This window comes from Pararhodospirillum oryzae, from assembly GCF_007992075.1.
GTDB lineage: Bacteria > Pseudomonadota > Alphaproteobacteria > Rhodospirillales > Rhodospirillaceae > Pararhodospirillum > Pararhodospirillum oryzae.
In genome coordinates this window covers 11,677-27,821 of sequence record NZ_BJZO01000009.1, presented here as the reverse complement: position 1 = coordinate 27,821, position 16,145 = coordinate 11,677, and the positions used below count along the sequence as shown (strand labels likewise).

12 protein-coding genes are annotated in these 16,145 nt (G+C 67.9%); 4 read left to right on the top strand and 8 right to left on the bottom strand.

Annotation, left to right across the window (positions count from 1 at the left end):
- Positions 1-101 precede the first annotated feature (101 nt).
- Both ROR02_RS02745 and ROR02_RS02740 read right to left on the bottom strand, forming a co-directional pair.
- Entirely contained in the window at positions 102-1,163 is a 1,062-nt protein-coding gene (locus ROR02_RS02745) for a glycosyltransferase family 4 protein (protein ID WP_147162479.1), read from the bottom strand.
- A 67-nt stretch (positions 1,164-1,230) separates the two neighbouring features.
- On the bottom strand, positions 1,231-2,097 hold the full coding sequence (locus tag ROR02_RS02740) for a UDP-2,3-diacylglucosamine diphosphatase (protein ID WP_147162478.1): 867 nt from the start codon (positions 2,095-2,097) through the stop codon (positions 1,231-1,233).
- A 317-nt stretch (positions 2,098-2,414) separates the two neighbouring features.
- Here ROR02_RS02740 and ROR02_RS02735 point away from each other — a divergent pair, with 317 nt between their 5' ends.
- Positions 2,415-3,428, top strand: a complete 1,014-nt coding sequence (locus tag ROR02_RS02735) for a diacylglycerol/lipid kinase family protein (protein ID WP_147162477.1) — start codon at positions 2,415-2,417, stop codon at positions 3,426-3,428.
- A 209-nt stretch (positions 3,429-3,637) separates the two neighbouring features.
- Here the strand turns inward: ROR02_RS02735 and ROR02_RS02730 are convergent, their stop codons facing one another.
- Positions 3,638-3,961, bottom strand: coding sequence for a DUF1476 domain-containing protein (locus ROR02_RS02730; RefSeq protein WP_147162476.1), 324 nt, complete (start codon positions 3,959-3,961; stop codon positions 3,638-3,640).
- Positions 3,962-4,136: 175 nt separating this feature from the next.
- On the opposite strand from ROR02_RS02730, the gene ROR02_RS02725 reads away from it, so the two are divergent.
- On the top strand, positions 4,137-4,898 hold the full coding sequence (locus ROR02_RS02725; protein ID WP_147162475.1) for an NRDE family protein: 762 nt from the start codon (positions 4,137-4,139) through the stop codon (positions 4,896-4,898).
- Between the two features lie 124 nt (positions 4,899-5,022).
- Entirely contained in the window at positions 5,023-7,173 is a 2,151-nt protein-coding gene (gene uvrB / locus ROR02_RS02720) for an excinuclease ABC subunit UvrB (RefSeq protein ID WP_170244925.1), read from the top strand.
- A 738-nt stretch (positions 7,174-7,911) separates the two neighbouring features.
- Here the strand turns inward: uvrB and ROR02_RS02715 are convergent.
- From ROR02_RS02715 to ROR02_RS02700, 4 genes are all read right to left on the bottom strand, one after another.
- Positions 7,912-8,652, bottom strand: coding sequence for a DUF6033 family protein (locus ROR02_RS02715; RefSeq protein ID WP_147162473.1), 741 nt, complete (start codon positions 8,650-8,652; stop codon positions 7,912-7,914).
- Between the two features lie 306 nt (positions 8,653-8,958).
- Positions 8,959-9,378: an RNA-binding S4 domain-containing protein gene (locus tag ROR02_RS02710; RefSeq protein WP_147162472.1), complete on the bottom strand. Its 420-nt coding sequence runs from the start codon at positions 9,376-9,378 to the stop codon at positions 8,959-8,961.
- 6 nt (positions 9,379-9,384) lie between these two features.
- Entirely contained in the window at positions 9,385-12,555 is a 3,171-nt protein-coding gene (locus ROR02_RS02705; protein WP_147162471.1) for a helicase-related protein, read from the bottom strand.
- Between the two features lie 89 nt (positions 12,556-12,644).
- On the bottom strand, positions 12,645-13,016 hold the full coding sequence (locus tag ROR02_RS02700; protein ID WP_147162470.1) for an HPF/RaiA family ribosome-associated protein: 372 nt from the start codon (positions 13,014-13,016) through the stop codon (positions 12,645-12,647).
- 285 nt (positions 13,017-13,301) lie between these two features.
- On the opposite strand from ROR02_RS02700, the gene htpG reads away from it, so the two are divergent.
- Positions 13,302-15,206: a molecular chaperone HtpG gene (gene htpG / locus ROR02_RS02695; protein WP_147162469.1), complete on the top strand. Its 1,905-nt coding sequence runs from the start codon at positions 13,302-13,304 to the stop codon at positions 15,204-15,206.
- 138 nt (positions 15,207-15,344) lie between these two features.
- Here the strand turns inward: htpG and ROR02_RS02690 are convergent, their stop codons facing one another.
- The gene (locus ROR02_RS02690; protein ID WP_147162468.1) at positions 15,345-15,839 is read right to left on the bottom strand and encodes a Spy/CpxP family protein refolding chaperone; all 495 of its coding nucleotides are present in this window, start codon (positions 15,837-15,839) and stop codon (positions 15,345-15,347) included.
- Positions 15,840-16,145: the final 306 nt, after the last annotated feature.

The following is a 16,145-nucleotide window of genomic DNA, read 5'->3' as shown; positions in this document are numbered from 1 at the left end:
GATTGGGTATTCCGGGCCGGTCCGCCCCGGTTCCGCGCTGTTCTCCCGGCCTTGGGGACCAGGAGACGCCGCCGCGAATCCGAGGAGTCGCGGAGGCCGCCTTACACGGGAGGCGCCGGAGGAGCGGGCGGCTCGGGACCGAAGAAATCGGCGGGTTCGAAGGGGCAGACATTGGACAGGAACTGATCGACCGAGGTTTCCCACGACCGGCCCAGGGCGAAGGCCCGGCAGGCCTCGGGGTCCATGTCCAGCGCCTTGAGGGCGGCGGCGCCCAGGTCTTCGTCGAGCACGCCCACGGGCGCGTCGCCGATGACATCGAGCGGCCCGGCCACCGGATAGGCCGCCACCGGCAACCCGCAGGCCAGCGCCTCCAGCAGCACCAGGCCAAAGGTATCGGTGCGGCTGGGAAACACGAACACGTCGCCCACCGCGAAATGCCGGGCGAGGTCGTCCCCATGCTTTTCGCCCACGAACACCACCTTGGGATGGCGGGCGCGCAGGGCTTCCAGTTGCGGGCCGCCACCGACCACGATCTTGGTGCCGGGCAGGTCCAGCGACAAAAAGGCCTCGATGTTTTTTTCGACCGCCACCCGGCCCACGTACACGAACCACGGACGCGGGCCCTGGATCACGCCGTCCAGGCTGTCCTTGGGGCGGGGGCGGAACAGGTCGGTATCCACGCCGCGCGTCCAGCGGCGGATGGCGGAAAACCCCCAGCGGCGCAGTTCGTCCTCCACGCCCTGGGTCGCCACCATGATCGCCCGGGACGGCTTGTGGAACCAGCGCAGCACGGCGTAGCCCCACGACACGGGCACGCGCAGGCGGGCGTTGACGTATTCCGGGAACTTGGTGTGGAAGGCGGTGGTGAACGGAATACCCCGGCGCACGCAGTAGGCGCGGGCGCTCAGGCCCAGGGGGCCCTCGGTGGCGATGTGGACCACGCACGGCTGAAAGGTTTCAATGGTCCGGGCCATGTGACGGCGGGGCCGCAGCGCCAGCCGGATCTCGGGGTAGGTCGGACACGGCACGGTGCGAAACGACTGCGGGGTGATGAACTCGACCTCGTGGCCGCGCGCGATCAGACGCGCGCGCAAGGTATCCAGGGTTCTGACCACGCCATTGACCTGGGGGAACCAGGCATCGGTGACGACGACGATTCTCATCCAGTGTCCCAATCTTCCGAACAGAGTGATCCAGCGCGCCGGCCCGATCCGGCTTCCCGTCACCGATCTAGTCGGCGGGCGTCGAAACCGCCTCGTCGTCGCGGGCGTGGGCCAGGGCCTCGGCCGGAGAGTGGGCCGTGTCGGCCCCGTCGCGCGCCCCGGCGTAGGCGTCGTACATCGACAGCTTGCGCATTTCGGACCAGTGCAGGATTTCCATGCGCCCGTCGTAATGCTCGACCAGGGCGGTGCAGCTTTCCACCCAGTCGCCATCATTGCAATAGAGGATTCCGTCCACGTCGCGCATTTCGGCTTGGTGAATATGGCCGCAAATCACGCCGGTCAGGTCGCGGCGGCGGGCCAGATCGGCCATCGAGGTCTCGAAATCGTCGATGAACTTCACCGCGTTCTTGACCTTGTGCTTCAGATACTTGGACAACGACCAGTACGACAGCCCCATCCGCCGGCGGCCGTAGTTGAACCAGTGGTTCACCTCCAAAAGCCCGTTGTAGGCCCAGTCGCCGAGGCGGGCCAGCCATTTGGCGTATTTGACCACCCCGTCGAACTCGTCGCCGTGCAAAACCAGGTAGCGCCGGCCGTCGGCGCCTTCGTGGATGGCCTCGCGCACCACGGTGATGCCCCCGAACTCGGCATCGCAGTAGCCGCGGGCGAACTCATCGTGGTTGCCGGGAATGAAGATGACCTTGCTGCCCTTGCGCACCTTGCGCAGCAGCTTTTGGATCACGTCGTTGTGAGCCTGCGGCCAGTGCCAGTTCTTGCGCAGACGCCAGCCGTCCACGATATCCCCAACCAGATACAGGGTATCGGACTCGGTGTAGCGCAGGAAATCCAGAAGGTACTCGGCCTTGCAGCCGCGCGTCCCCAGGTGGATGTCAGACAGGAAAATCGCGCGGTAGCGGGTGATGTCCGTCGTCATGGCCTTGACTGCGCATCCCTGAAACGATGATCCGACATGCCGGGCGGCATGGGTGGACCTTGCGTGATCGCCGGGGGAAGGAAACCCGCCGGTTGATCGGCCCCGCCTGCCCGGCGGCTGCGGCGTTGTACCCCGTCGTTCAAGGCCCGGCCAACCGATTCCGCCAACGCCACGATTGTTTAACACCCTTGCCGCCGAACTGAAACACTCCTATGTATAGAGCGCACACAGCGCGCCTTGCCCGATCCGTCCCACGGCCCGAGGCGGGGCGTTTTTTTGTTCCCCGCGCCGCCGGGGCCGCCCCGAGGAACCTGCCCATGTCCGCGAAGCCCCTTCCCTCCCCGCGCCCGGGGATCTTGTCGCTTCTCTCGCGCGGACCGCTTGCCGAACACCCGCAGGCGGAACCCCGGCGCGTGTGCGTGATCGCCAACCCGGCCGCCGGCAGCCTGCGCGGGCGCCGTCTGGCCCGGGCCCTGGCCCGCCTGGAAGCCCTGGGCTGCCGGGTGAGCGTGCGCGCCACCACCCGCCCCGGCGATGCCACCCGCCTGGCGCGCGAGGCGGCGGCCAGCGGGCAAATCGACGTGGTGGTGGCGGCCGGCGGCGATGGCACCATCAACGAGGTGGCGAACGGCCTGGCCGGGTCGGGGGTTGCCCTGGGGGTGATTCCCCTGGGCACGGCCAACGTGCTGGCGATCGAAGCCGGCCTGCCGCGCAATCCAGCCCGGGCCGCGCGCGTGATCGCCACCGGGGGCGAGCGGCCCTTGTACCTGGGCGAGGTGCGGACCAGCGCGGAAACCCCGCTGGGCGGCCCGCGCCGCTTCGTGATGATGGCCGGGGCCGGCTTCGACGCCCATGTGGTGGACAAGGTTGATCTGGGGCTGAAGCGCCGCACCGGCGGGCTGGCCTATGCCTGGGGCGCCCTTCACCGCGCCTTCACCTACACCTTCCCGCCCTGCCACGTGGAAGTCTGGGGGCCGGACGGCACCCAAACCAGCGCCACGGCCGCCACGGTGGTGGTGTGCAACGGCCGCCATTACGGGGGGCCGTTCGTGGCCGCCCGCGCCGCCGACATCTCGCGTCCCACCTTCCAGGTGGTCCTGCTGCCCCGGCCGGGCCTGCTCAACGTGCTGCGCTATGGCCTGTGGCTGGCCCTGGGCCGGCTGGAACGCCTGCCCGACGTGCGGGTGATCGAGGCCACCCGCGTGCGCATCGGCATCCAGGATGCCGAGCCCCTGCACGCCGACGGCGATACCATCGCGCACATGCCGGTCGAGATCGTCATGGCCCCCGAGCCGGTGCGCCTGATCGTGCCCCGGGTCACGCGGCCCTGAAGGCACGACCGCGTAATCCTGAAACGAAAAAGGCGGCCCGTGCCCCGCCACAACGGGGCCCCGGACCGCCTTCGTTTTACTACGCCATGAACCGAAAAACAGGGGGAAGGCCGGAAGCGCAAGCCTCCGGACCAAAACCCGGGCACCAGCCTTGCACGGCCCAAGGGCGGGTCAAGGCAGACCCGGTCGCTCCCCCCCTCAAAAACGCGTCAGCCGGCGCGAACCGCCGTTTCGGCCTCCGCTCGCAGGCGATCCAGTTTAATGCGCAGTCGACCCTCGGTCATCTCCACGCCCTTGGCCGTCAGATCGGCCAGAACCCGGGCAATCAGCCCATCCTCGCCAGCGGCTTCCAGGCCGGCCTCGACCAGGGCCCTGGCATAGGCTTCAGCGGCGTCGCCTTCCAACCCCATCTCGGTGGCGGCCCACAGCCCTAATTGCCGGTCGCGACGCGCCGCCACCTTGAACTGAACTTCCTGTTCGTGCTGGTGACCGGCCTCAAAGGCGCGCTCTCGGTCGGTAAACGCATCGCTCATGGGATCGTGACCCTCTATTTCGCCTAAAAGTTGCAACTTATGCACAGCGCCGGGCGTGGCGCGCCGGAGCCGCCTCCACGCGCCCTTGAGCGCGGTTTATAGCGCTTGCCCAGGGGAACGTGCACCCCCAAACTCCAGGGCAACGCCACCGAAGGCAGCCCAAGGAGACTCTTTCATGTGCACGGTGGTCCTTGACTGGCGCCCGGGTACCGTATGGCCCCTGCTGCTCGCCGGCAACCGCGACGAAATGCGGTCCCGACCGTGGGAAGGCCCGGCCCGCCACTGGCCCGATCGCCCCGACGTGCTGGCCCCGATCGATTCCCTGGCCGGAGGCTCGTGGATCGGGCTGAACGAGACCGGCGTGGTCGCCTGCGTGCTCAACCGCCTGGGAACCCTGGGCCCGGCCCCGGGCCGACGCAGCCGGGGGGAACTGGTGCTTGATGCCCTCGACCACGCCGACGCCGTGGACGGCGCCCAGGCCCTGGCCGAGCTGGACGGACGCGCCTATCGCCCGTTCAACCTGATCGTGGCCGACAACCGCGATGCCTTTTGGATTCGCCACGCCGACCCCACCGGCACCGCGCCCATCACGGTCCATCCGCTGCCCGTGGGGCTGTCGGTGCTGACCGCGCTGGATCTGAATGACGAAGCCGATCCCCGCCTGGCCGGTGCCCTGCCCCGGCTGCGCGCCCTGCCCCGCCCCAACCCCGAGGACGAAGAAGACGGCTGGCACGCCTGGCAAGCCGTCCTTGCCGACACCACCCCGGCCCGGCCCGATCGCCCGACCTCGGCCGTGTGCTTCATGACCGAACAGGGCTTTGGCACCGTGTGTTCCACCCTGGTCGCCCTGCCCGAACCCGGGCATGCCAGGGGCCAGGGCCGGCTGTGGTTCGCCGCCGGGCCGCCCGATCGCACGCCGTTTCAACGAATCGTCTGAACAGGGAAAGCGCCTCCTCCTCCCGCGTCACGGCGGAAGGCGCCTTCCCTTGGGCTGCCGCCCGAACCCGCTTGGGGCGATGCCCCGAACCCCTTTGTTTTTGCCCCACGAGGATCCTGGCCCCATGATCCTGCCCGTTCCCGTTCCGATGTACGAACGCCCGCCCGCCGGAGCCCCGGCCGATTTTCGCCTGAGCAGCGCCTTCGACCCCGCCGGCGACCAGCCCCAGGCCATCACCGCCCTGACCGAGGGCCTGCGCGCCGGCAAGCGCGATCAGGTGCTGCTGGGGGTCACCGGCTCGGGCAAGACCTTCACCATGGCCCAGGTCATCGCGGCCTTGAAGCGCCCGGCCCTGATCCTGGCCCCCAACAAAACGCTGGCCGCCCAGTTGTACGGCGAGTTCAAAAGTTTCTTCCCCGAGAACTCTGTGGAGTATTTCGTCAGTTACTACGATTATTATCAGCCCGAGGCCTACGTGCCCCGGACCGATACCTATATCGAAAAAGATTCCAGCATCAACGAACAGATCGACCGCATGCGCCACGCCGCCACCCGCGCCTTGCTGGAACGGCGCGACGTCATCCTGGTGGCCTCGGTCTCGTGCATCTATGGCATTGGCGCGGTTGAATCCTACGCCCACATGATCCTCACCCTGACCCGGGGCGCCACCGTGGACCGGGCCGATATCCTGCGTGGTCTGGTTGAGCTGCAATACAGCCGCAACGATATCGCCTTCACGCGCGGTACCTTCCGGGTGCGCGGCGACGCCATCGAAATCTTCCCCGCCCACTACGAGGATCGCGCCTGGCGGGTCAGCCTGTGGGGCGACGAAATCGAATCGGTGCGCGAGTTCGATCCCCTGACCGGCGAGGTGGTGCTGGCCCTCGACCAGGTGGTGGTCTACCCCGCCAGCCACTACGTGACCCCGCGCCCGGCCCTGTCGCAGGCCATTCGCACCATCAAGGTGGAACTGGCCCAGCGCCTGGACGACCTGAACGCCCAGGGCAAGCTGCTGGAAGCCCAGCGCCTGGAGCAGCGCACCCGCTTCGATCTGGAAATGATGGAAGCCACGGGACACTGCAAATCGATCGAAAACTATTCACGCCACCTGACTGGCCGCGCCCCCGGCGAACCGCCCCCCACCTTGTTCGAATACCTGCCCGAGGACGCCTTGCTGTTCGTCGACGAAAGCCACGTGGCGGTGCCCCAGATCGGCGGCATGTTCCGGGGCGACTTCAACCGCAAAAGCGTGCTGGCCGACTACGGCTTCCGCCTGCCGTCCTGCGTCGATAACCGCCCCTTGAAGTTCGAGGAGTGGGAGCGCATGCGCCCGCAAAGCATCTTTGTGTCGGCGACCCCGGGCCCCTGGGAGCTGGAACAAACCAAGGGCGAAATCGTTGAACAGCTCATCCGCCCCACCGGCCTGATCGATCCACAATGCGAGGTCCGCCCGGTCGAAACCCAGGTCGACGACCTGCTGGCCGAGGCCCGCGCCTGCGCCGAAAAGGGCCAGCGGGTGCTGGTCACCACCTTGACCAAGCGCATGGCCGAGGACCTGACCGAATACCTGACCGAAAACCAGATCCGGGTGCGCTACATGCACTCCGACGTCGATACCCTGGAACGCATCGAGATCATTCGCGACCTGCGCCTGGGCGCCTTCGACGTGCTGGTGGGCATCAACCTGCTGCGCGAGGGCCTGGACATCCCCGAATGCGGCCTTGTCGCCATTCTGGATGCCGACAAGGAAGGCTTCCTGCGCTCGAAAACCTCGCTGATCCAAACCATCGGCCGCGCCGCCCGCAACGTGGAAGGCCGGGTGATCCTGTACGCCGACACGATGACCGAGTCCTTGCGCTACGCCATCAGCGAAACCCAGCGCCGGCGCGAAATCCAAAGCGCCTTCAACACCGAACACGGCATCACGCCGGCCTCGGTCCGCTCGCGCATCACCGACGTGCTGGCCCACGTGGCCGAGCGCGACTACGTCACCGTCGATACCGCAGCCAGCGCCCCGTCCTTCCAGGGCAAGAGCCTGAAAGCCCACCTCGCCGACCTGGAGCAGCGCATGCGCGCGGCGGCCGCCGACCTGGAGTTCGAGGAAGCCGCCCGCCTGCGCGACGAAATCCGCCGCCTGGAAGCCACCGACCTCGGCCTGGGCTCTCCCCGCGACCTGGCCGAAGACACCCCGTCCCCCCGCCCCACGCCCCGCTCAACCGCCGGCAAGCCCGGGTCCGGCGGCCTCGGACGCGGACGCTCGCGTCGGCGGGATTGAGCGGGGGGCGGGGCTTGGAAGAGGGCGGTGTGGAAGGCGCTGGCGCGCCTTTTGGGGGCGCGGCCCCCAACCCCCGCCCGGGGAGGCGGGGCCTCCCCGGACCCCGAGGGTGATCACGCTCGTGGCACCCCTTGCGCCGGCCGGCGACCGCCCACATATGTCCCTGGGTGGTTCCTGGGGGCTCCGCCACATCTCTGTGTAGATCTACGCCCTTGATACAACTTTTATCGAATGAAGCGGTAGCGAGATATGATGATGACTACTTTGGATAGAATACAACAGCGATTGCCCGGCGGAAGGAAACCCACACATGGCCACGGCAGAAAATGTCGCAGCGTGACGGCGATACATGGAAGAAGTATATTTCGCTGTACATAGAATCTTATGACCTCCACCAAATTATGCGCGATGTACTTGGAAATATCAGCAGTTATGTCGATGGAAACCTAAATCTTCCGGAAGCCTCTGAAACGGCACTCGATCTTTTACACTTCATAATTTCTGTGTTCTTTTTGTGATTGTTGAAAAGTGAGCCCCCATTCTTTCTGAAAAGGCGCCCTTGGGCGCCTTTTCCTTTTTCTTCCGTCACTCGTAATGAACCAATCTACGTTTTGCCACTGTTGGGGTTTGGGGAAGCGCGCTTCCCCAAGCAGGGGCGTGGGGACGGCAGTCCCCACAGGGCGCGAGCCCCGCCCCCCCCTTCCCCTTCCCATTTCCCCTTCCCAGCCCCGGCGGCGCTCAAGCCTGAAGGTTGACCGGCACTCCCAGGCGGGCCATCGACTGCACGTAGACCAAGGCGTCGGCGGCGGTATTGTCCGGGGCTGCGGGGGCCGTTTCGGGCTCCGGCTCGGGGGGCGGCGGGGGTTGGGTGTCGTCGGCCCCGGCTTTCTCCAGCAGGGCCTCGCGTTCCTCGGCCCGCTTCTGGCGGGCTTCCTCCGCGCGTTCCTCTTCGTCCTTTTTGGCGGCCCGGGCCTTTTCGTCTTCCTTCCGGCGGTCGCCGGGACCTTCGGTCGAGGTCTGGCTGACCGACCATGTGCTGATGTTGCCCTCGGCGTCCACCACCATGCCCTGCGACACCAGCCCCGGAATCGGCTGGGCCTTCAAGGCCGCGTCGACGTCTTCCAGATCCTTGGTCACCTTGGCCCGGAAGGTTTCATCGGTTTGCATGCGCTCGAAGGCGGCGGGATCGATGGTGACGGATCGTTTCACCCCGCTGGCCACCAGGCCCCGCGCCTGCGCCTCGCCACCCCAGGCGCCCACGCCAACCTTGGCACCCAAGCGCTCTTCCAGATCCGCGATCAGGCCTGCCGCGTCCACCCGGGCCGAAGCCGCCGTGGAGGCCGCGCTTTGGGCGCTTGCGGCCGTTGTCGTTCCTTGTGTTTCGGCTGCGTCGTTCTGGCTGGTTCGCGCCCGGCTGCTCTCCAGCCCCAAGGCGTAGGGAGAAACCGACGTACCGCCAACCCCAGAGGATTGAACCATTCTGATTCTCCTGGTCTCTCCTGGCCCAGTTCATCACCCATTCGAGTGATCACGGACCTTTTTATCCGCGAGAATGGTACGCCCGAAACCAGAGAGTAGCAATGAATAAGCGTTCGTATCAAATCAGCAAGCGCTCGACGCGCACCGTGCCGCGCGCGCCACGCGGCAAGGGCCCGCCCTGGTTCAAAACCAGATACGCCGTATTGGAAAGTCAAAACCGTTGGGGTTTGGGGAAGCACGCTTCCCCAAGCGGGGGCGTGGGGACGGCAGTCCCCACAGGGCGCAAGCCCTATCGCACCTCGCCCCCTACTCGTCCCCCCCGCGCAGGCGATCCAGGGCGCGGCGGTCTTTCTTGGTCGGGCGGCCGGAGCCGGCCTCGCGCACGCCGCCGGGAGGAGCGACGGGATCGACCAGGCGCACCGGGGGGGTGGGTTCGTCGTACAGGGTTTGGGCCTCGGGGGCCGGACCGCGCCGGGTGCCCGGGGCGCGGACCACGACATGGCGCTGCACCGGGCCCAGCAACAAGGCCAGTTCATCGCCCGGGCGCACAAGGGTGGAGGGTTTCAGCAGGGCCTGGCCGTCGCGCCGGACATGCCCGGCCCCGCACAACGCCTGCGCCAGGGTGCGCGTTTTGCAAAAACGCGCGTACCAGAGCCACTTGTCCAGGCGTTGGGCGCCGGCCGGAATGTCGGCGCCCCCGGCCCCGTCCGGGGCCTTGTCGTGCATGGGACCTCAGCGCTTGAGCAAGGTGCCAAGAATCGCGAACGGGCTGTCGGGATCGATGGTCTGCGACGACGGGGCCCGACCTTCGCCCGGTCCCCGGCGGGGGCCCTGCCCCTTGCCGCCCCGACGATCGCCGCGATCGGGACGCTCACCCCGTTCCCCGCGATCGGGACGCTCGCCGCGTTCTCCGCGGTCGGGCCGATCACCCCGCGCGCCACGCTCGCCGCGCTCCCCGCGCTCGTCGGGTCGCCGGTCGCGTCCCGGCCCCCGGCCGCCGCGCGGCCCCCCGCGTCCCGCGCCTTCGCCCTCGGCCGTGCCTTCCGGGGCTCCGGTGCCCGGGGCGGCGTCGGCGCGACCACGCCCGCGTCCCCGGCCGCGACCGGGCGGGGCTCCCGCCGGCTTGCGCCGTCCGGGGCGCAGGAACACCGCGCCTTCGTCCTGGCGCGCGCGATAGCCCAACGCCAGCAGCACCTGGGCGCCTTCATCCAGACCGATGCCCAGCTGCGGCAGAACCTCGGGTGGCAGGCGGACTTCGCCCGGACGGGCTTCCGGAATCACGCGCGGCTCGCGGGCCGGACGGGCTTCCGCGTCCTCGGTTTCCCCGTCCCCGGTGCCCTCGGCCGTGTCGGCGGCTTCGGCGGGCTCGGGGGTTTCCTCCGTCGCGGCCTCGGCCTCGACGGCCTCGCCCTCGGGTGCTTCTTGCGGGACTTCCGGAGTTTCCTCGACCGCCGCCGGCGCTTCGTCGTCCGCCGTCTCCGGCACGGGAGCCTCGGGCGCGGGCGCGTCCTCCAAGGGAACCTCGGTGGTCACGATCTCGGAGAGGCTTGCGTCGGCCTGCGCTTCCTCGCCCCCGGACGCGTCCGCACCCTCGGCGGGGGTCGTTTCGGGCTTGCGCAGTCCCTCGCGCACCAGACGGCGGATATCGGCGGCGAAACGCTCGACCATGTCCACGCGCAGCGCCTTGGCCCCGATCACCCGGTAGCCGATGGCCAGATAAAAGGCGTGGGGCACGCGCTTGTCGGCGGGGAAGGACACCCGGCCGTCGGTGGGCACCTCGCCCCCACTGCGGCCATGGAACAGGCGCCAGAGCACCGCCAGCAGGCGCTGGGGCTCGGGCTTGAGAAGCTCGGGCATGAACAGGCATTCAACGCCCAGGCGCACGCCGGCCCGGGCCAGGGCCTTGCGGTCCACGTCGCCCAGCGCGCGGACCTGCTGGTCGATCTGGTCGGCGCCCCCGGTGCGGGGCAGCGTGCCCAGATTCTCGGCCACCTGGTAGGCCAGCCCCCGGGCCGCGCCTTGCAAGGGCGCGGTCTCCAGATCCATCAGAGGCTTCAGGCGCAATTGCAGCTGACCGTCCAGCCACGTCTTCAAACGCAAGGCAACGGTATCGAGCTGCGCTTCGTCCAGGAACGGGTTCGAGGGCCGGGTGACCCCCGGGCGCAACGGATGGGGGCCTTTTTCCAGGCGGGCGATCGGATCGCCATGCCACAGCAGGCGCCCGTTGGCATCCAGGGAGAAGGCGTCGTCCCCGTCGGCGGCCAGTCGCGCGACCCTCTCGCCGATTTCGCGGCGTAGCGCCTGATGCGCGGCATTGAGCACGGCGCGGTCTCCTTCCCGTTCCCCGGTTTGTTCCGGATGGAACGTCAGCCCCACCAGCCGGCCCACGTCTTGGCCTTCCACTAGGACGCGGCCATCGGTGGCCGCCACTTCGGCTTCGAGCATTGCGCGTTCTCCCAAACGGCGCAGGAGGATCACGGCTCGCCGATCGACGAACCGCTGCGTAAGGCGGTCGTGCAGGGCATCCGACAGGCGATCCTCGATCGCGCGTGTTATGCCTTGCCAATGGCCCGGGTCGGTCGTCCAGCCCGCCTGATGGGACACGTAGGTCCACACGCGGATGGCTGCGATTCGATCGACCAGGGCATGAATGTCACCGTCGGCCCGGTCAAGGCGTCGCACGTGTCCGGCCACGAAGTCGTCGGGCAGGACCCGCTTCGCCCCGACCAGATGACGATAGATCTGGCCTAGCAAGCGTACATGGTTTTCCGCCTGCAGCTTGCGGAAATCCGGTACCCGGCAGACATCCCACAGGAGCGCGACCCGGTCAACGCCGCTGGCGGCGCCGAGGATCTCGGGATCGCGGGTGAGCGCCTCCAGGGCTTCCTGATCGCCAACGCTGCGCGCCCGGATCAGGCCTTCCGCCGGAGGCGGAGCCGCCAGGGATGACAGCAGTCCCCGAACCGAGCGGAAGTCAAGGGCGGAATTGCGCCAGAAGATCGTGCGCTGGGCCGGAAACGAGTGGGCCTCGATGCGCGCGATCATGTCTTCCGACAATGCCCGGGCGTCGGCGGTGGTGCCAAAGGTGCCATCGTTGCGATGCCGTCCGGCCCGCCCGGCGATCTGGGCCACTTCCTGCGGGGTCAAGGCGCGCTGCCAGGTACCGTCGAACTTGTCGAGCGCGGCAAAGGCCACATGGTCGATGTCCATGTTCAGGCCCATGCCAATGGCGTCGGTCGCCACCAGGTAATCCACCTCGCCCGACTGGTACAAGGCCACCTGGGCGTTGCGGGTGCGCGGGCTCAGGGCCCCCATGACCACGGCGGCGCCGCCGCGCTGGCGGCGGGTCAACTCGGCGATGGCATAGACATCGTCGGCGGAAAACGCGACCACGGCCGAGCGCCGGGGCAAGCGGGTGAGGCGCCCGTGCCCCGAACAGGTCAGGCGCGAAAAGCGCTCCCGCGTATCGAACGTGCAGCCGGGCACGAGGCGACGGATCAGGGGCGCCATGGTTTCGGCGCCCAGGAACATGGTTTCCACCCGGCCGCGCGCGTGCAGCAGGCGGTCGGTGAACAGGTGGCCGCGATCGGGATCGCCGCACAGCTGAATTTCGTCGATGGCCAGGAACTCAACCGGCCGATCCACGGGCATGCTTTCGACCGTGCACACGTAGTACAGCGGTCGGGGGGGGATGATTTTTTCCTCGCCCGTCACCAAGGCCACCCGGGTCGCGCCCATGCGGCGCACCGCCTTGTCGTAGTTCTCGCGCGCGAGCAGGCGCAACGGGAACCCGATCATCCCCGACGCGTGGCCAAGCATGCGTTCCATGGCCAGGTGGGTTTTGCCGGTGTTGGTGGGGCCGAGTACGGCCGTGATGCGGGCCGGTGTGCCTGGGTCCGTCATGACAGGCACACCGTTGCGCGCGCCGTGCGAAAAAGCAAGCCCGAACGACACGCGGGACGCCAAGGCGGGCGCCTTCCCGGGGCTTGCGATCAGTCGGCCACGACCGCCTTCATCTCGGACTTGCGGCGATCGGCCAGATCACGCAGCTGGCGTTCCATGGACTCGAACGCATCGCGAAGCGCAAGCCCGATATCCTCGTGCGCCTTCAACCCGTCGGGCGTGCCAGGATCGGAGGACGCCACCAGTTCCTCGCCGGGGACACTGACGGAAATCGTCACCAGGAACGGCTCTCCGCGCTTATGGACCTGGGACGTGTTCTTGTGATGAAGTTCCACCACCACGCGACAGGCCGTGATGTTCTTATGGAACTGCTCCAGCTTGGCAAGCTTTTCACGGATCCTTTCCTCGACGGCGTCGGAGTGGTCGATTCCGTGAAAGACGATCTGGGCGGGACTCTGCATGGAGCTCTCCCTCATGAGGAGTCGGATAGGACGGACCCCCTCAGCCAAGCCGATTTTTGGGGGCGGGGTCAAGCCCTTCGGGCCACAATTCGAATCACAAAACGTTTCCTGGCTTGGAACGGATACCTGCCCGGCGGGCAAGGAGGGACAAGGGCACGGCTCTCTTGCGTCGCGCGCGCGAGGGCCTCATATGTGGGGCGCGCTCCGGTCCCGGGCGGCCCGAACCAGGGGGCCGGAGGATCCCGTTTCATCCTGTAAACACAAATAGAGAAGAGTGGCCCGGTCATGTCCGAGGAAACCCTGTCCTTCCAAGCCGAAGTCTCGAAACTTCTGGATATTGTCGTTCATTCGCTATACTCCGACCGGCAGATCTTCCTGCGCGAGCTGATCTCGAATGCCTCGGATGCGTGCGACAAGCTGCGCTATGAAGGCCTGACCGAGCCCGCGCTACTGGAAGGAGACGCCACCTTCCGCATCCGCCTGTCGGTGGACAAGGAAGCCAGCACCCTGACCATCGCCGACAACGGCATTGGCATGAGCCGCCAGGAACTGGTGGACAACCTGGGCACCATCGCCCGCTCGGGCACCCAGGCCTTCGCCGAGGCCGTCAAGGCGCGCCAAGCCGACGATAAAGCCGACCTGTCGCTGATCGGTCAGTTTGGCGTCGGGTTCTACTCGTCGTTCATGGTCGCCGACCGGGTGGACGTGGTCACGCGCCGCGCGGGCGATGCGCACGGCTGGCGCTGGACGTCGGGCGGATCGGGCACCTTCTCGATCGCCGAGGCGCCCGAGGCCACGCGGGGCGCCGCCATCACCTTGCACCTGCGCGAGGACGCCCACGAGTTCCTGGACGAACACCGCCTGCGCACCATCGTGCGCACCTATTCGGATCACATCGCCATTCCGGTCGAGTTCGTGGGCCACGACGAAAATGGCACCCCGACCCTGGAAACCGTGAACGAAGCCAGCGCCTTGTGGACGCGCCCGCGCGATACCATCACCGAGGAGCAGTACACGGCCTTCTACCGCCACGTCGCCCACGGCATGGATGCCCCCTGGCACACCGTGCATTTCCGCGCCGAGGGCGTGATGGAATACACGGGCCTTCTGTTCATCCCCCAGGAACGCCCCTTCGACCTGTTCACGCCCGAGCGCAAGCCGCGCTTGAAACTGTACGTGAACCGGGTGTTCATCACCGACGACTGCGAAGCCCTGCTGCCCTCGTACCTGCGCTTCGTGCGCGGCGTTGTTGATTCCTCGGACCTGCCGCTCAACGTCAGCCGCGAAATGCTGCAAGAGGACCCGCGCCTGCGCAAGGTCCGCTCGGGCCTGACCCGGCGCCTGCTCGACGAGATGGCCAGGCGCGCGCGCGACAACGAAGAGGATTACCTGACCTTCTGGACCCAGTTCGGCGCCGTGCTCAAGGAAGGCATCTACGAGGATTTCGAGCGCAAGGACGAAATCCTGCGCCTCGCCCGCTTCCGCACCACGGCCTCGACCACGCCGGTCTCGCTGGAAACCATCGCCGGGCGCATGAAGGAAGGCCAGAAGGCCCTTTACTACATCACCGGCGACGATGCCGACGCCCTGGCCCGCAGCCCGCAGGTGGAAGGCTTCCTCGCGCGCGGGATCGAGGTCCTGCTTCTGACCGACCCCATTGATGAATTCTGGGTCAGCGCCGTTCCCACCGTCCACGACAAGCCGCTCAAGCCCGTGGCCGCCGCCGGGGCCGACCTCGACGCCCTGCCCCTGACCGAGCCCGAAACCGCCGAGGAAGCGCAGGAACGCGCCCCCACCGACCAAGAACAGCTTGATCGCCTGATCGCCGCCCTGCGCGCCACCTTGGGCAAGGACGTGGCCGACGTGCGCGCGTCCAGCCGCCTCACCGACAGCCCCGTCTGCCTCGTGGCCAAGGAAGGCTCGCTCAGCCCGCACCTGCGCAAGCTGCTGAGCCAGGCCAACCAGTCCACCGACCTGCCCGACGACCGCGTTTTGGAAATCAACCCGCGCCATGGCCTGATCCGCGCCCTGGCGAAACGCTGCGCCGAGGCCCCGGCCGACGATGCCCGCCTTCAGGATGCCGCTCATCTGTTGATGGATCAGGCCCGCATCCTGGAAGGCGACGCCCCGGCCGACCCGGTGGCCTTTGCCCGCCGCCTGACCGCCGCCCTGGCCAGCGCGGTGAGCTGACCCCGGGAGCCCTTCCTTGTCTTGCCGGGGCAATCGGACCAACCCGGTTGCCCCGGCTGTTCATCGGGGGGTGGCGGATTTCCCGGGAACTCCCGCCCCCGGAAGCCGGGCAAGACAGCCTTGCCCGGCCTCAAGGCGTTATTGCGGCGCGGTCATGCCCGGCGGGCCCGGGGGCAACGGGGCTTCCTTGTCGAGAATCGCCCGCTGCTTGGAATCCAGCACATCCCACAGCCCCTTGCGCCGGTCGGCCATGTCGCGGTGCACGTCGCCGGCCGCCATCTGGCGCTCGGGCCGCTCGCTCAGGCGCTCGGCAGGCGTGGCGGGGCGGGAAGCCTGCATGGCCGAGCGGAAATCGGCCGCGTTGCGCACGCCCTCGGCATACGTGTCCCACGCCTTTTCCTGATTGGGCCTGATCCCCAACTGACCCTTCAGCGTCTCCAAGGTGGCGGGATCGGGCGGCAGCACGCCCTGGCGCATGCCGCCTCCTTGCATGCCCCGCCCCATGCCCCCGCCCATGCCCATGCCGGGACCGCCGCCCATGCCCTGGGCCGCCAGAGGCCCGGCCAGCATCAACGCCCCACCAAGAACCGCAACGGCGACGCCCCATCGACTCGGGATGCGTTTCGCATTCATGTGTTTCTCTCCATCGTCCGTATGAACGGCCTCAAGAGAGGGGCCGGACAGCCGGCCCCTCTCTCAATCCCGGGTATGAGAGAATACCGTTTTTCCCTTTTTCTCGTCTTGCGAATTGTCATTGATCAAAGGAAAGGAGCGCAAGACGACGCGATCAAGGGAACATCAAGGGGCCAAGTTCCCGCGTCCGGCAGACCGCCACGCCATCGCGCGCGCCGTGCCCGACGGGGCCGTTTTCCTGGCCGGCATGGCATGCTTCTCCTGGCCCGGGGGCGGGTCCGCGCGACGGCGGGCCCGCGACAGGTC

Bases quoted from the DNA above. Each gene is read 5' to 3' on its own strand.
- ROR02_RS02735 (WP_147162477.1), top strand. From the start codon at position 2,415: ATGTCCGCGAAGCCCCTTCCCTCCCCGCGCCCGGGGATCTTGTCGCTT.
- ROR02_RS02705 (WP_147162471.1), bottom strand. From the start codon at position 12,555: ATGACGGACCCAGGCACACCGGCCCGCATCACGGCCGTACTCGGCCCC.
- ROR02_RS02690 (WP_147162468.1), bottom strand. From the start codon at position 15,839: ATGAATGCGAAACGCATCCCGAGTCGATGGGGCGTCGCCGTTGCGGTT.
- ROR02_RS02745 (WP_147162479.1), bottom strand. From the start codon at position 1,163: ATGAGAATCGTCGTCGTCACCGATGCCTGGTTCCCCCAGGTCAATGGC.
- ROR02_RS02715 (WP_147162473.1), bottom strand. From the start codon at position 8,652: ATGGTTCAATCCTCTGGGGTTGGCGGTACGTCGGTTTCTCCCTACGCC.
- ROR02_RS02710 (WP_147162472.1), bottom strand. From the start codon at position 9,378: ATGCACGACAAGGCCCCGGACGGGGCCGGGGGCGCCGACATTCCGGCC.
- ROR02_RS02700 (WP_147162470.1), bottom strand. From the start codon at position 13,016: ATGCAGAGTCCCGCCCAGATCGTCTTTCACGGAATCGACCACTCCGAC.
- ROR02_RS02725 (WP_147162475.1), top strand. From the start codon at position 4,137: ATGTGCACGGTGGTCCTTGACTGGCGCCCGGGTACCGTATGGCCCCTG.
- uvrB (WP_170244925.1), top strand. From the start codon at position 5,023: ATGATCCTGCCCGTTCCCGTTCCGATGTACGAACGCCCGCCCGCCGGA.
- htpG (WP_147162469.1), top strand. From the start codon at position 13,302: ATGTCCGAGGAAACCCTGTCCTTCCAAGCCGAAGTCTCGAAACTTCTG.
- ROR02_RS02730 (WP_147162476.1), bottom strand. From the start codon at position 3,961: ATGAGCGATGCGTTTACCGACCGAGAGCGCGCCTTTGAGGCCGGTCAC.
- ROR02_RS02740 (WP_147162478.1), bottom strand. From the start codon at position 2,097: ATGACGACGGACATCACCCGCTACCGCGCGATTTTCCTGTCTGACATC.